General features: G+C 53.8%; 15 protein-coding genes. 4 read left to right on the top strand and 11 right to left on the bottom strand.

The genetic code is table 11. The features are described 5' to 3' along the window. The first annotated feature begins 1 nt into the window (after position 1). On the top strand, positions 2 to 850 hold the full coding sequence (apaH, locus tag AC6EMZ_RS13850) for a bis(5'-nucleosyl)-tetraphosphatase (symmetrical) ApaH (protein WP_498403098.1): 849 nt from the start codon (positions 2 to 4) through the stop codon (positions 848 to 850). 40 nt (positions 851 to 890) lie between these two features. On the opposite strand, the gene folA is transcribed toward apaH, so the two are convergent. From folA to AC6EMZ_RS13820, 6 genes are all read right to left on the bottom strand, one after another. Beyond that, positions 891 to 1,370: a type 3 dihydrofolate reductase gene (gene folA, locus AC6EMZ_RS13845; protein ID WP_498403097.1), complete on the bottom strand. Its 480-nt coding sequence runs from the start codon at positions 1,368 to 1,370 to the stop codon at positions 891 to 893. Positions 1,371 to 1,484: 114 nt separating this feature from the next. Further along, positions 1,485 to 3,350 carry a glutathione-regulated potassium-efflux system protein KefC gene (gene kefC / locus AC6EMZ_RS13840; protein ID WP_498403096.1) on the bottom strand — a complete coding sequence of 622 codons (1,866 nt, stop codon included), beginning with the start codon at positions 3,348 to 3,350 and terminating at the stop codon, positions 1,485 to 1,487. Then, the gene (kefF, locus tag AC6EMZ_RS13835; protein WP_498403095.1) at positions 3,343 to 3,873 is read right to left on the bottom strand and encodes a glutathione-regulated potassium-efflux system oxidoreductase KefF; all 531 of its coding nucleotides are present in this window, start codon (positions 3,871 to 3,873) and stop codon (positions 3,343 to 3,345) included. Before kefF ends, kefC begins: the two co-directional genes overlap by 8 nt. Positions 3,874 to 3,953: 80 nt before the next feature. Beyond that, positions 3,954 to 5,258, bottom strand: coding sequence for an MFS transporter (locus tag AC6EMZ_RS13830; RefSeq protein ID WP_498403093.1), 1,305 nt, complete (start codon positions 5,256 to 5,258; stop codon positions 3,954 to 3,956). A gap of 71 nt (positions 5,259 to 5,329) precedes the next feature. Further along, entirely contained in the window at positions 5,330 to 6,280 is a 951-nt protein-coding gene (locus AC6EMZ_RS13825) for a 2-hydroxyacid dehydrogenase (protein WP_498403092.1), read from the bottom strand. A gap of 135 nt (positions 6,281 to 6,415) precedes the next feature. After that, complete coding sequence (locus AC6EMZ_RS13820; RefSeq protein ID WP_498403090.1) at positions 6,416 to 7,408, bottom strand: LacI family DNA-binding transcriptional regulator; 993 nt, start codon at positions 7,406 to 7,408, stop codon at positions 6,416 to 6,418. Positions 7,409 to 7,652: 244 nt separating this feature from the next. Here AC6EMZ_RS13820 and idnO point away from each other — a divergent pair, with 244 nt between their 5' ends. Genes idnO through AC6EMZ_RS13805 form a run of 3 tightly spaced genes read left to right on the top strand, consistent with a single transcriptional unit; the run spans position 7,653 to position 9,426 of the window. Beyond that, complete coding sequence (gene idnO / locus AC6EMZ_RS13815; protein ID WP_498403089.1) at positions 7,653 to 8,417, top strand: gluconate 5-dehydrogenase; 765 nt, start codon at positions 7,653 to 7,655, stop codon at positions 8,415 to 8,417. Positions 8,418 to 8,431: 14 nt separating this feature from the next. Continuing rightward, a complete protein-coding gene (locus AC6EMZ_RS13810; protein WP_498403088.1) occupies positions 8,432 to 8,962 on the top strand; it encodes a gluconokinase in 531 nt (176 codons plus the stop codon). Next, entirely contained in the window at positions 8,959 to 9,426 is a 468-nt protein-coding gene (locus AC6EMZ_RS13805) for a NanQ anomerase/TabA/YiaL family protein (RefSeq protein WP_498403087.1), read from the top strand. The genes AC6EMZ_RS13810 and AC6EMZ_RS13805 overlap by 4 nt, the downstream gene beginning before the upstream one ends. Before the next feature lie 46 nt (positions 9,427 to 9,472). Here the strand turns inward: AC6EMZ_RS13805 and AC6EMZ_RS13800 are convergent, their stop codons facing one another. The 5 genes from AC6EMZ_RS13800 to AC6EMZ_RS13780 all read right to left on the bottom strand — a co-directional run bounded on the left by AC6EMZ_RS13800 (position 9,473) and on the right by AC6EMZ_RS13780 (position 16,655). Beyond that, positions 9,473 to 9,706, bottom strand: coding sequence for a YgdI/YgdR family lipoprotein (locus AC6EMZ_RS13800; RefSeq protein ID WP_498403086.1), 234 nt, complete (start codon positions 9,704 to 9,706; stop codon positions 9,473 to 9,475). Positions 9,707 to 9,846: 140 nt separating this feature from the next. Beyond that, on the bottom strand, positions 9,847 to 13,071 hold the full coding sequence (gene carB / locus AC6EMZ_RS13795) for a carbamoyl-phosphate synthase large subunit (protein ID WP_498403085.1): 3,225 nt from the start codon (positions 13,069 to 13,071) through the stop codon (positions 9,847 to 9,849). A gap of 18 nt (positions 13,072 to 13,089) precedes the next feature. Continuing rightward, on the bottom strand, positions 13,090 to 14,238 hold the full coding sequence (carA, locus tag AC6EMZ_RS13790) for a glutamine-hydrolyzing carbamoyl-phosphate synthase small subunit (protein WP_498403084.1): 1,149 nt from the start codon (positions 14,236 to 14,238) through the stop codon (positions 13,090 to 13,092). Positions 14,239 to 14,692: 454 nt separating this feature from the next. Further along, the gene (gene dapB / locus AC6EMZ_RS13785) at positions 14,693 to 15,514 is read right to left on the bottom strand and encodes a 4-hydroxy-tetrahydrodipicolinate reductase (protein WP_498403083.1); all 822 of its coding nucleotides are present in this window, start codon (positions 15,512 to 15,514) and stop codon (positions 14,693 to 14,695) included. 133 nt (positions 15,515 to 15,647) lie between these two features. After that, on the bottom strand, positions 15,648 to 16,655 hold the full coding sequence (locus tag AC6EMZ_RS13780) for a LacI family DNA-binding transcriptional regulator (RefSeq protein WP_498403082.1): 1,008 nt from the start codon (positions 16,653 to 16,655) through the stop codon (positions 15,648 to 15,650). Positions 16,656 to 16,842 lie beyond the last annotated feature (187 nt).

Genomic DNA, 16,842 nt, shown 5'->3' with positions numbered 1-16,842 from the left:
CATGTCTACATATCTCATTGGCGATGTTCACGGTTGCTACGATGAACTGATCGCGCTGTTAAAGCAGGTGGATTTTACACCAGCACAAGACACCCTCTGGCTCACGGGCGATCTCGTCGCGCGTGGCCCTGGTTCACTGGAAGTCCTGCGCTTTGTAAAATCGATGGGCGACAGCGTACGCGTTGTGCTCGGTAATCACGATTTACATCTGTTGGCCGTTTTTGCCGGGATCAGTCGTAATAAACCGAAGGACCGTATCACCCCGCTGCTCGAAGCACCGGATGCCGACGAGCTTATCAATTGGCTGCGTCGACAACCGTTATTGCAAATCGACGAAGATAAAAAGCTGGTCATGGCGCACGCCGGGATCACGCCGCAGTGGGATCTGCAAACGGCAAAAGAGTGCGCCCGCGACGTAGAAGCGGTACTGGCAAGCGACTCCTATCCTTTCTTCCTCGATGCGATGTATGGCGATATGCCGAATAACTGGAGTCCAGAGCTCAGCGGTCTGGCGCGCCTACGATTCATCAGCAATGCCTTTACGCGGATGCGCTATTGCTTCCCGAATGGACAGCTCGATATGTATTGCAAGGACACACCGGAAAACGCCCCCTCGCCGCTGAAACCGTGGTTTGCCATTCCTGGTCCCGTCACGGATGAATACAGTGTGATATTTGGTCACTGGGCTTCGCTGGAGGGCAAAGGTACGCCTGAGAATATCTACGGACTGGACACAGGCTGCTGCTGGGGTGGTGATATGACCTGCCTGCGCTGGGAAGATAAAGCGTACTTTATTCAGCCTTCAAATCGGCAGCTGGATTTAGGGGAAGGTGAGGCGGTCGCCTCCTGACAGGTTTTTCCCTCTCCCGACCGGGAGAGGGAAGACAATCTTAACGGCGTTCTAAAACTTCGAAGCAGTAGCTGTGTGAGTTCTGCTCATCCGCGTCGTGGAATTCGCTGAACACAGATTCCCATTCGTCCGGATCGTAGTCCGGGAAATGCGTATCCCCTTCCACTTCCGCGTCAATGTGAGTCAAATACAGCTTCTGCGCTTTTGGCAGGAACTGCTCGTACACACGACCACCACCAATCACCATAATTTCTTCGGCGTCGCCGCAGGCTGCAATCGCGTCATCGACGGATTTTACCCACTCAACACGAGAGTCAGTACCAGGTTGGCTACTGATAACGATGTTCTTACGCCCAGGCAATGGACGACCAATTGACTCCCAGGTCAGGCGGCCCATTACGACTGGCTTGTTCAGCGTGGTTCGTTTAAACCACGCGAGATCGGCTGGCAGATTCCATGGCATGGCGTTTTCCATACCAATAACGCGATCTACCGCCAGCGCTGCAATCAGACTGATCATTGAATATTTCCCGGATGCAAAAAATTGCCGCCACTATACGTAAAGCTTAATCTTTCGTCGACTAGAGCCAGAGTAAAGAAACGGAAATTTTTCATTATTGCTGGCAACGCCACTTCACGAGATCGGTTTACTCTCCGGCTCATCCTGAGGATCGCCGGTATGCTTGCCCTCTTCCGTCCCCTGCCAGCCATGCCGCTGGGTCAACGTCAGATGATTACGGTCCTCGTTGATGATTTCCGTCAGCATCGCGCTGGTGCGCTTAACCACCGCCGCACGAGATGTCGCATCGTTTTCTGCCATCTCAACCATCTCTTCAACCATTTCCATATTAAAACGACGGAACAGATCGGCGCGCTCCCGCGCTTCATACGCACCCAGTCCTAAACCCTCTAGCGCCATGCGGCCTGTTTTGAGTGCACCTTCAAAGGTTTCACGTTCAGGGGCCTCAATGCCAACCTGACGCAGCTTGATGTAATGATCCACATCGCGCGCACGGGAGATAATTTTCAGGTTCGGGAAATGCGCTTTCGCCAGCTCCGCCAGTTGCAGACTCGTCAGCGGGTCATCGATGGCGTTAATTAACACTTCGGCTTTCGCTGCGCCCGCAGACTCCAGCAGATCGACGCGCGTGGCATCACCGTAAAAGACCTTCATACCAAATTTGCGAAGCGTTTCGATGTGGTCAGGATCGTGATCGAGAATCACCATCTTCACGCCGCTGGACAGCAGCAGACGCCCGGATATCTGACCAAAACGGCCAAACCCGGCGATGATGACACGCGGCTGCTCTTCGTCTATCTCATCGGCCTCCCGATCCTGTCCACTGTCCGATTGATCAAGACGCGTCAGCAGCACCAGTAAAATCGGCGTCGCCGCCATCGACAGCGCAACGGCAAGGGTCAGCGCTTTCGCCCATTCCGGATCGAGTACCTCTGCCATCTGCGCCGCACCAAATACCACAAACGCAAATTCACTGCCCTGCCCAAGTAGCACGGCAAACCAGCGGCGCTGTTTCTTCGGCACGTTCAATGGGCGAGCAATCAGCCACAGCATGCCCATTTTAATCACCAGGAAGCCAACCAGCAGAATAAGAATGCGCAGCGGATGCGTTACCAGTGTGCCAAAGTCGACGGACATCCCCACGCCGATGAAAAATAGCCCCAGCAGCAAGCCTTTGAACGGCTCAATATCGCTTTCGAGTGCGTGGCGGTATTCAGAGCTCGCCAGCAGAACGCCCGCCAGGAAGGCCCCCATCGCCATCGATAAACCGGCCTCCTCAAGCAGCAAGCCAAAGCCAAACACCAGGAATAGCGCCACGGCGCTGAACACCTCGCGCAGACCCGAACGGGCCACAAAGCGCAGCAGCGGACGCGTGACGTAACGGCCTAATAGAATCACCAGGGCCAGGGCGCCAGCCACTTTCAGCGCCGAGAGCGCAAACGCGCCCAGCGTTGTTGACGAACCGCTTGCCGCGAGCAGCGGGATCATTGCCACCAGCGGGATGGCCGCGATATCCTGGAATAACAGCACCGAAAAAGTGCTGCGCCCCATTTGGGAAACCGTCAGGTTACGCTCGTTCATCGCCTGCATCGCAATTGCCGTTGAAGAAAGCGCCAGCGTCATGCCAATCAGCTCCGCGACCTTCCAGTCCATGCCAAGCAATATGCAGAACCCACCCAGCAACGCGCCACAGGCGACCATCTGCAGCGCACCTCCGCCAAATACCGAAGCACGTAGTTTCCAGAGCCGCTGCGGATCGAGTTCCAGACCGATTACAAACAGCATCAGCACCACACCGATTTCAGCGAAATGCAGGATCGACTCGGCGTCGGTCACCAGACGCAGTCCCCACGGACCGATAATGCAGCCAGCGATTAAATAGCCGAGCACCGAGCCCAGCCCGAGACGCACGGCAACGGGCACGATCAACGCCGCCGCACCCAGATAAATCAGTGTCTGTATCAGCGTATGGCTATCCATGATGCATCTCCTGCCAGTCGAGTAAGCGTTGTTTATAGTGACGCGCCTGAGCCTGTAGCGTTTCGTCATCGCACACAAAGGTACAGTGAACAGCGAAAGGAGGGAGCCAATTTAAACCGCAATAGAGTGCGGTTGCCTGAAGCGGCTGAGCCAGCATGTCAAAACCTGGATGGGAGCCGATATCGAAATGACTTTCACCGCCACCGGTAGTGACGGCCCACAGCAGGCTTTTGCCCTTTAGCGCATGGCCGTTATGACCATACGCCCAACCGTGAGAGAAGACTTTATCGATCCACAGCTTGAGCAGCGGTGGCGTGCTGTACCACTGCATAGGATGTTGCCAGACAATCAGATCGGCACGCGATATCGCCTCCTGTTCGGCGGCGATATCAATATTGAAGTCTGGATAGAGTTCGTAAAGAGAGCGTATCTCTACACCGTCGAGTGTCCTTGCCTGATCAAGCATCCGCTTATTCGCGTGCGAATGACGCGGATAAGGGTGCGCATAAATTATCAGAATCATTGTCTAGCCTGCTTTAACGCTTGTTGTAATCAGCAAGAGTGTAGACAGTTAATATAACCACTTACAATGATATCTATTATTTATGCCTGACCGGGTTGCTCGCGGGCAGCCACATCTGGCGCATTGACCACAAGGTCGCATTTTTTCGGCAGCAGGAAGGTCATGGTACCGGCGATAATCAGCGAACCCGCCAGCGCACATACCGCAACGTTCTGACCATAAAGATAGATCATCACCCCCACCAGGTACGGGCCGCAAAAACCGCCAAGGTTTCCCAGACCGTTAATGACGCCACGCGCGCTACCGGCAACTTCCGGAGAAGCAATGCGGCCAGGCATTGACCAGAACGGGCTGGTTGCTGATTTAAGGAAGAATCCGCACACCACCAGTGCGATATACGCCGCCACAACATGCTCGCGAAGTATCACGGAAGCGACCAACGCGGCGGCAAAGCTGTAGAGCGAAAACCGAACCCACAGACGACGCTTACCGCTTCGGTCACTGAACAGTGAAATGACATAAATCCCCGCCAGCGTTGCCACGAAAGGCAGCACCGCCAGAAAACCAACGCTCACCATACTGCCGCCCGTCAGCCCCTTGAGGATCGTCGGTAGCCACAGGGTGTAGCCATAATCTCCGGTCTGGTAGAAAAAGTTGAGGATCACCAGTTTCATTAGCGCAGGGTTGCGGAAAACATCTTTTACTGGTGCCTTGCTAACCGGCGCTTCCGCCAGCTTTGCCGCCCGCTCTGCTGCCAGCGTCGTGACTAAATAGTCGCGTTCGCTGTCCGGCAACCAGCGCGCCTCCTCCGGACGGTCGCTTATCATGTACCACCACACGGCCAGCACCACCAGCGACAACAGCCCTTCGATGATAAACAGCCACCGCCAGTCAAAGGCAGAGATGATCGCGCCGGAAATCGGTGCGGTGAGCATTCCACCCAACGGCGCAAACATCATCACGAAGGCATTGGCTCGCCCCACTTCTTTCTCCGGGAACCAGTTGCTGACCATCGTCAACACAACCGGCAACATGCCGCCTTCCGAAACACCCAGGATAAAGCGCAGAACTAATAACTGATATTGATGCGTCACAAAACCCGTCGCAATAGACACTATCGCCCAGGCCACCAGCGACCAGGCAATAAAACGTTTACCACTGCCGTTAACGGCAATGCGACCGCCGGGTATTTGCAGAAATAAATAACCAATAAAAAAGATACCGCTCGCCACGCCAGCCATTTGGCTGGTAATACCTAAATCCGCTTCCATCCCACCGGGTAAGGCAAAGCTAATATTGACCCGATCCATAAACGAAATAATACAGGCAATTAATACTGGCGCGATAATACGCAGCCAGCGGGTAGCAGGAATGTTATCGTTCATATTTCTCACTCTCTATGCAGAGGTTATTGTTGTCATTGAATGAAAACAGGTACAGAAATAAGAGTCAGGAATTAATCAATCGCGTTTGGTAAACGTACCCCAGCAAAATAAGCCGCCACGTTGGCAAATACCACGTCGCTCATTTTTTGACGCGTCTCGTGAGTCGCGCTGGCGACGTGCGGTTGAAGAACCACATTATCGAGAGCGATGAGTTGTGCCGGAACATTTGGCTCATCGGCAAAAACGTCCAGACCCGCCCCAGCGATAACACCTTTTTGTAACGCGTCGATCAGCGCCTCTTCATCGACCAACGATCCACGGGCAATGTTAATCAGCCATGCATGCCCTGGCATTACGTTAAACACCGAGGCATCGATAATCCCGCGATTGGCTTCGCCACCAGACGCCGCAATCACCAGGAAATCGCTTTCGTGCGCCAGCGTATGCAGGTCTGCGCACCACTGATAATCCAGACCCGTCACTTTTTTACGATCCGTGTAGAGCACCTCCATATCAAAGCCACGCGCACGACGTGCAATAGCCTGGCCAATATTTCCCATTCCCAGCAGACCAATACGTTTACCGCTGACCTGCGTTGCCAGCGGCAGGCCACCCGTCAGCCATTGCCCCTCACGCACAAAACGATCGCCCAGACACAGCTTGCGGGCCCCAGCCAGCAGCAGGCCCATCGCCAGGTCGGCAACATCGTTGGTCAGTACGCCAGAGGTAATGGTGACGGCTATCTGTCGGGTACGAACGAAATCGAGATCCACCGCATCGGTGCCTACGCCAAAAATAGCGATCAGCCCAACGTGGGGCAGTAGCTCCAGCACGTTGTTCTCTATGCCAACGTCGCCGCGCGTAACCGCAGCGGCAATGTGCTCTCCATGCTCACGCAAAAAACCGATCGGATCTTCTTGCTCGTAAAGGCGGTATACCGGAAATGCATCGGACAGTTGCGCTTGTAGGCTCTCGACAACGGGTGCCACTAACAGCACGGCGCGGGTCATTGCAGTATTCATCAGATCACCTGTTTGAAGTTGGGTTAAAAACGGTTGTCACTATCAAACGGGTTTTTTGTAGGGCTTTTTGCGATCTGCATCACGCTGAATCGTGTTAAGAATGGCTGTTACACCGTCCGTGATCGGTAAGACAAATTAGAGGGTTTCCCCCATTGAGAGGCGATAATGAAGATCGACTTTTTCTATGGTTGGCAGCCCTTTGATTTTCTTAATCAGGATTTCTGTCGCCACTTTCCCCATTTCAAAGCGCGGAGTGAGCACGCTCGCCAGCCGAGGGGAAATAATCTGTCCTATCTCCAGTCCGTGAAAACCGGCGATGGCTAAGGTTTCGGGAACGCGAACGCCTGAAGCCAGACATTCCTGTAATACGCCCACCGCCAGGTCGTCGTTAGTACACAGAATCGCGTCCATGCTGGCATACATCTGGCGCGCCAGCGTCATCATCCCGGTTCCAATAGAGACCGACGAGACCTTATTGGGTGCGATTCGTCCGACCGCCAGGCCCGCGCGTTCCATCGCCTGACAATAACCGGCATAGCGCTGCTCGTCGCGAACGTCAGACATCGAACCGAAGTAAATAACATGCTGTTTTCCGCTCGCCAGCAGCATGTTGGTCATATCAAAACCGGCCTTAACGTTATCGAACCCCACATTGATCCGCCCTGGGTTTTCCGACAATCCCATCACTTCAGCAACCGGGATTTTGGCGGCATTAAGATATTTATCCGCCCGGAGCGTATGCACAGATTCCGTCAACAATAGACCTTTGACGTTAAATGCCAGCACCGCTGCAATCTGCTCTTCTTCGCGCTGTCGGTCATAGTCATAATTCACGACCAGCGTTTGATAGCCGTGTGCGGCCGTCACCGACTCGATTCCGGCCAGCAGATCGGCAAAGATTTGGTTATGAAAAGAAGGGATAAGCACGCCAATACGTGGAACCACCACGCTGCTCATCGCCGGATTATCCGGATCGGGCTCAAAACCCACTTCCGCAATGACACTGGCAATGCGTTCTGCCGTTTCGGGTTTCACTTTATCCGGGGTACGTAAATAACGGCTGACGGTCATTTTCGTTACGCCAGCGAGCTCAGCAATATCATTGAGCGTAATGCGTTGTGCTTTCATCTGTTGGCCCGTCAACTACATCCACTGCATCAGGCCATTATGCCTGCCGCCTGGTAAAAAGAGAATCGCTCCACCCCCGCGCTTCGCCGCTATTACACGGGAATTGCCACCCCCCGTCACGATTACCGTAACCCCTTTTTGTAACACGTTTTAGGGTGATCGCCATCACAGTTTGCCAGGACAAAAAACCGTGAGATAGAACACACGACGTTATTTATATTCAGCCGTTAATCAGGATATCAAGATGAAAGATCTTTTTAGCTTACAGGGCAAGCGCATTTTAATTACCGGTGCAGGGCAAGGAATAGGCTTTATTATGGCCAAGGGCCTGGCACAATATGGCGCAGAAATTATTATCAATGATATTTCTGACACTCGCGCTAATGATGCCGTCATGAAATTACGCGATGAAGGTGCCATTGCACATCCCGCGGTATTTAATGTGACCGATGCTGATTCTGTTGAAAATGCCATTGCCACCATTGAAAGCGAAATAGGCTCGATTGATGTGCTCTTTAATAATGCGGGCATCCAGCGCCGTCATCCTTTCACTGAATTTCCGGTTCAAGAGTGGAATGACGTTATTGCCGTTAACCAGACCGCGGTATTTCTTGTTTCTCAGGCCGTCGCTAAGCGAATGATGGCCCGCCAGCAGGGTAAAATCGTCAATATCTGTTCAATGCAAAGCGAACTGGGACGCGACACGATAACACCTTACGCCGCCGCTAAGGGGGCCGTGAAAATGCTCACCCGAGGCATGTGCGTTGAGCTGGCGCGTTACAATATTCAGATTAACGGCATTGCGCCTGGCTACTTCAAAACCGCCATGACCCAGACGCTGGTTGACGATCAAGCCTTCACCGACTGGCTGTGCAAACGTACGCCCGCCGCTCGCTGGGGAGACCCGCAGGAACTGGTCGGCGCGGCGGTGTTTCTGTCATCAAAAGCGTCCGATTTTGTTAACGGGCATTTGCTGTTCGTTGACGGCGGCATGCTGGTTGCGGTCTGAGTAAGGAGCTCGCTATGGCAGGGCAATGCATTATTTTGATGGGCGTCTCTGGCACCGGGAAAACCACCGTCGGGCAGGCGCTCGCTCAGGCGCTTGGTGCCAAATTTATTGACGGTGACGATCTTCATCCCAGGCAAAATATCGTCAAAATGGCGGCAAGCCAACCGCTGGAAGATCATGACCGCGCGCCGTGGCTGGAACGGCTCGCCGATGTCATATTTAGCCTGGAGCAAAAAAACGAGTCCGGCGTGCTGGTGTGCTCGGCGCTCAAAAAACGCTATCGCGACAGGCTACGCGAAGGCAGCAGCAGTCTGCGCTTTCTTTGGCTCACCGGTGATTACGCCTGCATTCTGGAACGGATGCAGCAGCGCAAGGGCCATTTTATGCCTGAATCCTTGCTGCGCAGCCAGTTTGCCGCGCTGGAAGCCCCCGATGAAAGTGAACCTGACATTCTCGCCGTCGACATCGCGCCAGACGTGCCGCATATCGTCGCGCAATCCCTAACCTTACTTAAAGACCAGCCCTCCAGGAGGATACCGGCATGATTATCGATACCTTAGCCGCTGCGGCCAACCATCCCTTTTACCCGCCCGTGATCCGCAAGGCGTTGCAGGCAGTTATCGCACAGGATCCGCACGTGCTTCCGGCGGGTAAATATACCGTCGAGGGTGACAATATTTTCTTCACGGTTGTTGAAGGCGAGACACGGCCTCTTGCCGAGCAGCGCCCGGAATACCATCGTCAGTATATTGATATTCATATCGTGCTTGCGGGGGAAGAGATGGTAGGTGCGGGAAACAAGGGACTTAACATTTCTGAGGATGGCCCGTTCAACGAGGCTCACGACATTGGTTTTTGCGAATACATCAGCAGCGAAACGCTGATTCATCTGCATCCGGAAGAGCTGACGGTACTTTTCCCCGGCGAATTGCATCGCCCGATGGGGTCACTCGGTGCCGGAGCACCTCTGCGTAAAATTATCGTCAAAATTGACCACGCGTTACTCTAACTTGCGCTTGCCGGCCCCACCCTCGGCGGGGCCACGCAACAGCTTATTAGTTGTCCAGTTCACCCATCGACTTCACCTGATCGCGATTGATCTGCTCAGTCTTACCGGTTTCGGCATTTTTATAGGAGACCAGGCCGGTATCGTCATCCACCTGCGGTTTACCATCGGTCACAATGGTTTTGCCATCGGAGGTTTTCACGGCCTGATTAGACGAACAACCGGTTACGGTCATCAACGCTGCGGCAGCAAAAATTGAGGTCATCAGAAGTTTATTTCGCATGGTGTTCTCCCTGCTTATCAGTTGAATTTCATTATCTACCTAACCATTTTAGGCTAACTGACTGAGAAGAGATGGAAAACCAGAACACTCTGAAGAAGAGGGAAATGCCCGGCAGCAAGGCTGCCGCCGGGTGATAGGGCTTATTTGCTGATTTGTGCGTGCATTTCCTGAACGGAAATCACTTTCTCAGTGGCATCCGCGTTCAACGCCATGGCGGTTGCGAAACCGCCGTTCAGGGTGGTGTCGTAGTGCACTTTGTACTGCAACGCACTGCGGCGAATCAGCTTGGAATCTTCAATCGCCTGACGTCCTTCGGTGGTGTTGATGATGTAGGTGTATTCGCCATTCTTGATACGGTCCTGAATGTGCGGACGACCTTCATGCACCTTGTTGACCAGACGTGGGTTAATACCCGCTTCACCCAGGACAATCGCGGTACCGTGGGTGGCATCCAGCTCAAAGCCTTGCTTCAACAGCTTCGCCGCCAGGTCCACGACGCGTTCTTTGTCGCCTTCGCGAACGGAGAGCAGCGCGCGGCCCTGTTTTCTCATGGTGGAGCTACTGCCCAACTGTGCTTTGGCGAAAGCTTCTGCGAAGGTACGACCTACGCCCATCACTTCACCGGTAGAGCGCATTTCTGGCCCTAACAGTGGGTCAACGCCCGGGAACTTGTTGAACGGCAGCACCACTTCTTTGACCGAGTAGTACGGCGGGATGATTTCTTTGGTCACGCCCTGCTGTGCCAGCGTCTGACCCGCCATCACGCGCGCCGCCACTTTTGCCAGCGGTACGCCGGTAGCTTTAGAGACGAACGGTACGGTACGCGCCGCACGTGGGTTAACTTCAATCAGGTAAACTTCGTTGTCTTTCACCGCGAACTGGACGTTCATCAGGCCGCGCACCTGCAGCTCGAAGGCCAGTTTCTGCACCTGCTGGCGCATCACGTCCTGGATTTCCTGGCTCAGGGTATAAGCAGGCAGTGAACATGCTGAGTCACCGGAGTGAACGCCCGCCTGCTCAATGTGTTCCATGATGCCGCCAATCAGCACCGTTTCACCGTCGCAGATGGCATCCACGTCCACTTCAACCGCATCGTCGAGGAAGCGGTCAAGCAGCACTGGCGCATCGTTTGAGACGCTGACGGCGGTCTGGAAGTAACGACGCAGGTCAGCTTCGTCGTAGACGATTTCCATCGCACGGCCACCCAGCACGTAGGACGGGCGCACCACCAGCGGGTAGCCAATCTCTTTTGCCTTCTCAACGGCCATTTCAATTGCGGTAACGGTGGCGTTGGCGGGCTGTTTCAGCTTCAGACGGTCAACTGCCTTCTGGAAACGTTCGCGGTCTTCTGCACGGTCAATCGCATCAGGGCTAGTGCCGATAACCGGAACGCCAGCGACTTCCAGAGCGCGAGCCAGCTTCAGCGGGGTTTGTCCGCCGTACTGTACGATAACGCCTTTTGGCTTCTCGATGCGCACGATTTCCAGTACGTCTTCCAGGGTCACCGGCTCGAAGTACAGGCGGTCAGAGGTGTCGTAATCGGTCGATACGGTTTCTGGGTTACAGTTGACCATGATGGTCTCGTAACCGTCTTCGCGCAGCGCCAGCGAGGCGTGTACGCAGCAGTAGTCAAATTCGATGCCCTGGCCGATACGGTTTGGACCGCCGCCGAGTACCATAATTTTATCGCGATCCGTGGAAGGATTCGCTTCGCACTCATCTTCGTACGTGGAGTACATGTACGCCGTGTCGGTGGAGAACTCTGCCGCACAGGTATCCACGCGCTTGTAAACCGGGTGCAGGTTGTACTGGTCGCGCAGCTTGCGAATTTCAGATTCACGCACGCCAGCAAGCGTCGCCAGACGCGCATCAGCAAAGCCTTTACGCTTGAGCATACGCAGGAAGTCAGCATCAAGGCCGGTAATGCCCATCTCCGCAACCTGCTCTTCCAGACGAACCAGCTCTTCAATCTGCACCAGGAACCAGCGGTCGATGTTGGTCAGGTTGAAGACGCCGTCGACGGACAGGCCCGCGCGGAACGCATCGGCGATATACCAGATACGCTCGGCACCGGCGTCTTTCAGCTCGCGGCGGATTTTGGTCAGCGCTTCCGGGTCGTCCAGGCTTACTTTCGGGTCGAAGCCCATTGCGCCCACTTCGAGGCCGCGCAGTGCTTTTTGCAGGGATTCCTGCTGCGTGCGGCCAATCGCCATGACTTCGCCGACGGACTTCATCTGCGTGGTCAGACGGTCGTTTGCACCCGCAAATTTCTCGAAGTTGAAGCGAGGAATTTTGGTTACAACGTAGTCGATGGATGGCTCAAAGGAAGCCGGGGTACGTCCACCAGTGATGTCGTTCATCAGCTCATCGAGGGTGTAACCCACCGCCAGTTTCGCCGCCACTTTCGCAATCGGGAAGCCAGTTGCTTTTGACGCCAGCGCCGAAGAGCGTGATACGCGCGGGTTCATTTCGATAACAATCAGGCGACCGTTTTTCGGGTTCACCGAGAACTGCACGTTAGAACCGCCGGTTTCGACGCCGATTTCACGCAGTACCGCCATCGAGGCGTTACGCATGATTTGGTATTCTTTATCGGTCAGAGTCTGCGCAGGTGCCACGGTGATGGAATCGCCGGTATGAATGCCCATTGCATCGAAGTTTTCAATCGAGCAGACGATGATGCAGTTGTCGTTTTTATCACGCACCACCTCCATCTCGTACTCTTTCCAGCCAATCAGCGACTCATCAATCAGCAGCTCTTTGGTTGGGGAAAGATCCAGACCGCGCTCGCAAATCTCTTCAAACTCTTCACGGTTATACGCGATACCGCCACCGGTGCCGCCCATGGTGAAGCTAGGTCGGATGATGCACGGATAACCCACGTCAGCGGCAACCGCCAGCGCTTCTTCCATGGTGTGTGCAATGCCTGAACGCGCGGTGTCGAGGCCGATTTTCTTCATTGCCACGTCGAAACGGCGGCGGTCTTCAGCTTTATCAATCGCATCGGCGGTCGCACCAATCATGGTCACGCCAAATTCGGCCAGCACGCCATGACGTTCCAGCTCCAGCGCGCAGTTCAGCGCGGTCTGGCCGCCCATCGTCGGCAGCACGGCATCCGGGCGCTCTTTTTCGATGATTTTGCGTACCACTTCCCAGTGAATCGGCTCGATGTAGGTCGCATCGGCCATTTCAGGGTCGGTCATGATGGTTGCCGGGTTGGAGTTCACCAGGATAACGCGGTAACCCTCTTCACGCAGGGCTTTACACGCCTGTGCACCGGAGTAGTCGAATTCGCAGGCCTGGCCGATCACGATCGGGCCAGCGCCAAGGATCAGGATGCTTTTTATGTCTGTACGTTTTGGCATGTTCTTCTTAGCTCCTGATTATTTAGCGGTCTGACGGTATTGCTCGATAAGTTCGATAAAGTGATCGAACAGCGGCGCGGCATCGTGTGGGCCTGGGCTCGCTTCAGGGTGTCCCTGGAAGCTGAACGCCGGTTTGTCGGTGCGATGAATCCCTTGCAGGGTATGGTCGAACAACGACTTATGCGTGACGCGCAGGTTGGCAGGCATCGACGCCTCATCCACCGCAAAACCGTGGTTCTGTGCGGTAATCATCACCGTGCTGTTGTCGATATCTTTTACCGGGTGGTTGCCGCCGTGGTGGCCGAACTTCATCTTCACGGTTTTCGCACCGCTCGCCAGTGCCAGCAGCTGATGGCCGAGGCAGATGCCAAAGACCGGGATATCAGTTTCAAGGAACGTTTTGATCGCCGCGATGGCGTAATCACAAGGCGCCGGGTCACCAGGACCATTTGACAGGAAGATCCCATCCGGATTCATCTTCAGGACGTCGTCTGCCGGAGTTTGCGCCGGGACAACCGTCAGACGGCAGCCGCGATCCACCAGCATACGCAAAATGTTGCGCTTAGCGCCGTAGTCGTAAGCCACCACGTGGAACGGAAGCTCTTCTTCTTTCTTCGCTTCTGGCAGTTCGCCTGCCAGCGTCCAGCTACCTTGCGTCCAGCTGTAAGCTTCTGCGGTACTCACTTCTTTCGCCAAATCCATGCCGTTGAGGCCCGGGAACGCTTTGGCTTTTTCCTGCGCCAGCGCCGCATCCAGGTTATCCCCTGCGATGATGCAGCCGTTCTGAGCGCCTTTTTCGCGCAGAATTCGCGTCAGCTTACGGGTATCGATATCGGCAATCGCCACGATGTTATGGCGCTTCAGGTAGGAAGAGAGGTCTTCGGTATTGCGGTAGTTGCTGGCAATCAGCGGCAGGTCGCGAATAATCAGACCTTGTGCATGTACCTGAGAGGACTCTTCATCGGCGGGGTTGGTGCCGACATTACCGATATGGGGATAAGTAAGGGTGACGATTTGGCGGGAATAGGAAGGATCAGTGAGGATTTCTTGATAACCGGTCATTGAAGTATTGAAAACGACTTCCCCAACCGCCGAACCTGTTGCCCCTATGGCCCGACCGATAAACTGGGTTCCGTCTTCCAGAACCAATAGCGCTGACTTAATCAAAACACCCTCCAGAGAATATTCACTCACTTTATCTGCATATTAATTCACAACGGCGTCATGAATCAATGCAAATTTGCTGCCAGTGGATTTTCGGCAAACGGCGGCATTCTCGGGATTTAGAGAGGGAAAGTCAACTCAAAATGGGTATTTTACGTATTCTTTTACGCGACTGGGGAAGTTAAGCGTGTTTAAGCGACATAAAGATCAACAAAATCACACAGGAAAACGTTTGTTTACGCAGTTAAATAGTTTTCTAGAGTATGGGACGTAAAAAACCAGACCAAATGGTCAAAATTCACATCAACGCAACACAAAAAACAATGAATAATAGCATAAATAGCGCTTACAGAGATAAATAGACTTGAAATACAAAAAATAAAAGGGCAGTAAATTACTGCCCTCTGTAATCAAGTAGTTATGATTACGACAACCACATCACGAAGGGTAACAACATTTATAAATTGTTTAAATCAAGGACATCTTTCATATCAAAAAGACCATTATCTTTACTTTTTAGCCACAGTGCGGAGCGTACTGCACCGTTTGCAAACGTCATTCGGCTGGATGCTTTATGCGTGATTTCCACTCTTTCGCCTATATCGGCGAAGATAGCGGTATGTTCGCCGACAATATCGCCCGCGCGAACCGTAGCAAAACCAATTGTGCCCGGCACGCGTTCGCCAGTGTGGCCTTCGCGCGCATAGACCGCACAGTCTTTTAAATCTTTATCCAGTGCATAAGCAATCGCTTCGCCCATCGCCAGGGCAGTACCGGAGGGTGCATCAACTTTGTAACGGTGATGCGCTTCGATAATCTCAATATCGGTATAGTCGCCCATCACTTTCGCCGCTTTCTCCAGCAGCTTGAGCATGACATTGACACCCACGCTGAAATTCGCGGCAAAGACGATGGCAATGTCTTTGCTGGCGTCTTTAATCGCCTGCTTGCCCACATCATCAAAACCGGTAGTACCGATCACCATGCCTTTACCGTGCTGATGACAAAAAGCCAGATGATTGAGCGTTCCTTCCGGGCGGGTAAAATCGATGAACACGTCAAAATCATCTTTCACCGCGTCCAGACTGCTTTGCACCATGACGCCCGTCTTTCCTGCGCCTGCCAGTTCACCTGCATCGGTGCCTAAAAGCGTAGAGCCTTCACGCTCCAGCGCTGCACCCAGCGCCACGCCGTCCATTTGCATCGCGGCCTGAATTAACTGTCGGCCCATACGACCCCCCGCGCCTGCTATCGCGACACGGACCTGTGCATCATGCATAGTTATTCTCTTACGTTAAAAGTATGTAAATCGTTTTCAGATTAACCAGCCTTTGCGAAGGCTGCCAACTGAAAACGCCGATAATTAGAATTTAATGTTAAACAGGGAGTGATATCAGTTACAGACATGATCGTCAGCGAAAACCGCAGGATTCTCGCACCACCAGCGCAGGCGGCAGGATTATCCGTTTGGCAGGCTCATCATTGCCCTGTATCCGGCTAAAAAGCAGCTCCCCCGCTTTGCGGCCAATCTCTTTTGCCGCCACCGACACCGTAGTCAATGCTGGCTGTACCAGCGCCGCTTCGGTGATGTCATCGAACCCTACCAGCGCAAAATCACGCCCCGGCTCACGGCCCAGCTTGCGTAAAGTCTGCATCACGCCCAGCGCCACAATATCCTGATAGCAAATGGCCGCCTCAATCTGCGGATTATCGCGTATCAATGCTTCCGCCACGCGCGCGCCGTCACTCTGGCTGGCCTGCGAGGTAACGATCCAGGCCGGATTTGGCGTCACGCCGTATTCCAGCAGCTTGCTGGTGAACCCGCCAATACGCTGCGCCCGCGAGCCTGAATTCTGGCTACCGCCGATAAACGCAATGTGCCGATGACCCATTCTGAGCAGATGCTCGGTCGCCATCTGAGTACCTAAGAAGTTGTCCGTCCCGACAAAATCAAAATCCGGATCGTTTAGCGGGCGCACGACCATAATCGCCGGAATGTTGCGCCGCTTCAGGCCATCGAAAAATGCCTGCGGTGTTTCGCGGGCAGCACACAGCACCATACCACCGACGTTGTTGCGCATGAGCGAATCGACAAATTTTTGCTGCCGTTCCGCTGATTCTTCGCTGTTCGCCAGAAAGAGCAGCAGGTCGTGGCGCTCCATTTCATGACTCAGCCCCGCCGTCATTTCGCCGTAAAAGGGGTTAGTAATATCATGTAACAGCAGCCCGACCTGATTACTGCTGCGATTACGTAAGTTGGCCGCCGTCTGGTTATAAACATAGCCTGACTCATCCAGCGCCTTGAGCACCCTTTCGCGCGTACTTTGCGAAATGCGCCCCTTGTTACACAGCACCATCGATACGGTCGCCGTTGAAACTCCGGCGCGTTTTGCGACATCTGCCAGCGTGATTCCCGTCATATTGACTCCTTAGACTTCACTACAGATTAATCGAATAACCTATTTTTTGCATTTTTCCCTGTGAGTCTCTTCACATTACGGCCACCGATCGGGATTCCATTGGCATTTATGGCGGGTTAATCGCGTTAACCACTCTTTTCAAATGCGGTTAATCGAATAACCTTAAACCACGATTACGGAGGAATAA

Source organism: Enterobacter sp. SCRI0065, assembly GCF_059766475.1.
Note: the sequence above shows the minus strand (reverse complement) of the source record. Positions and strands in the feature narration are given on the sequence as shown.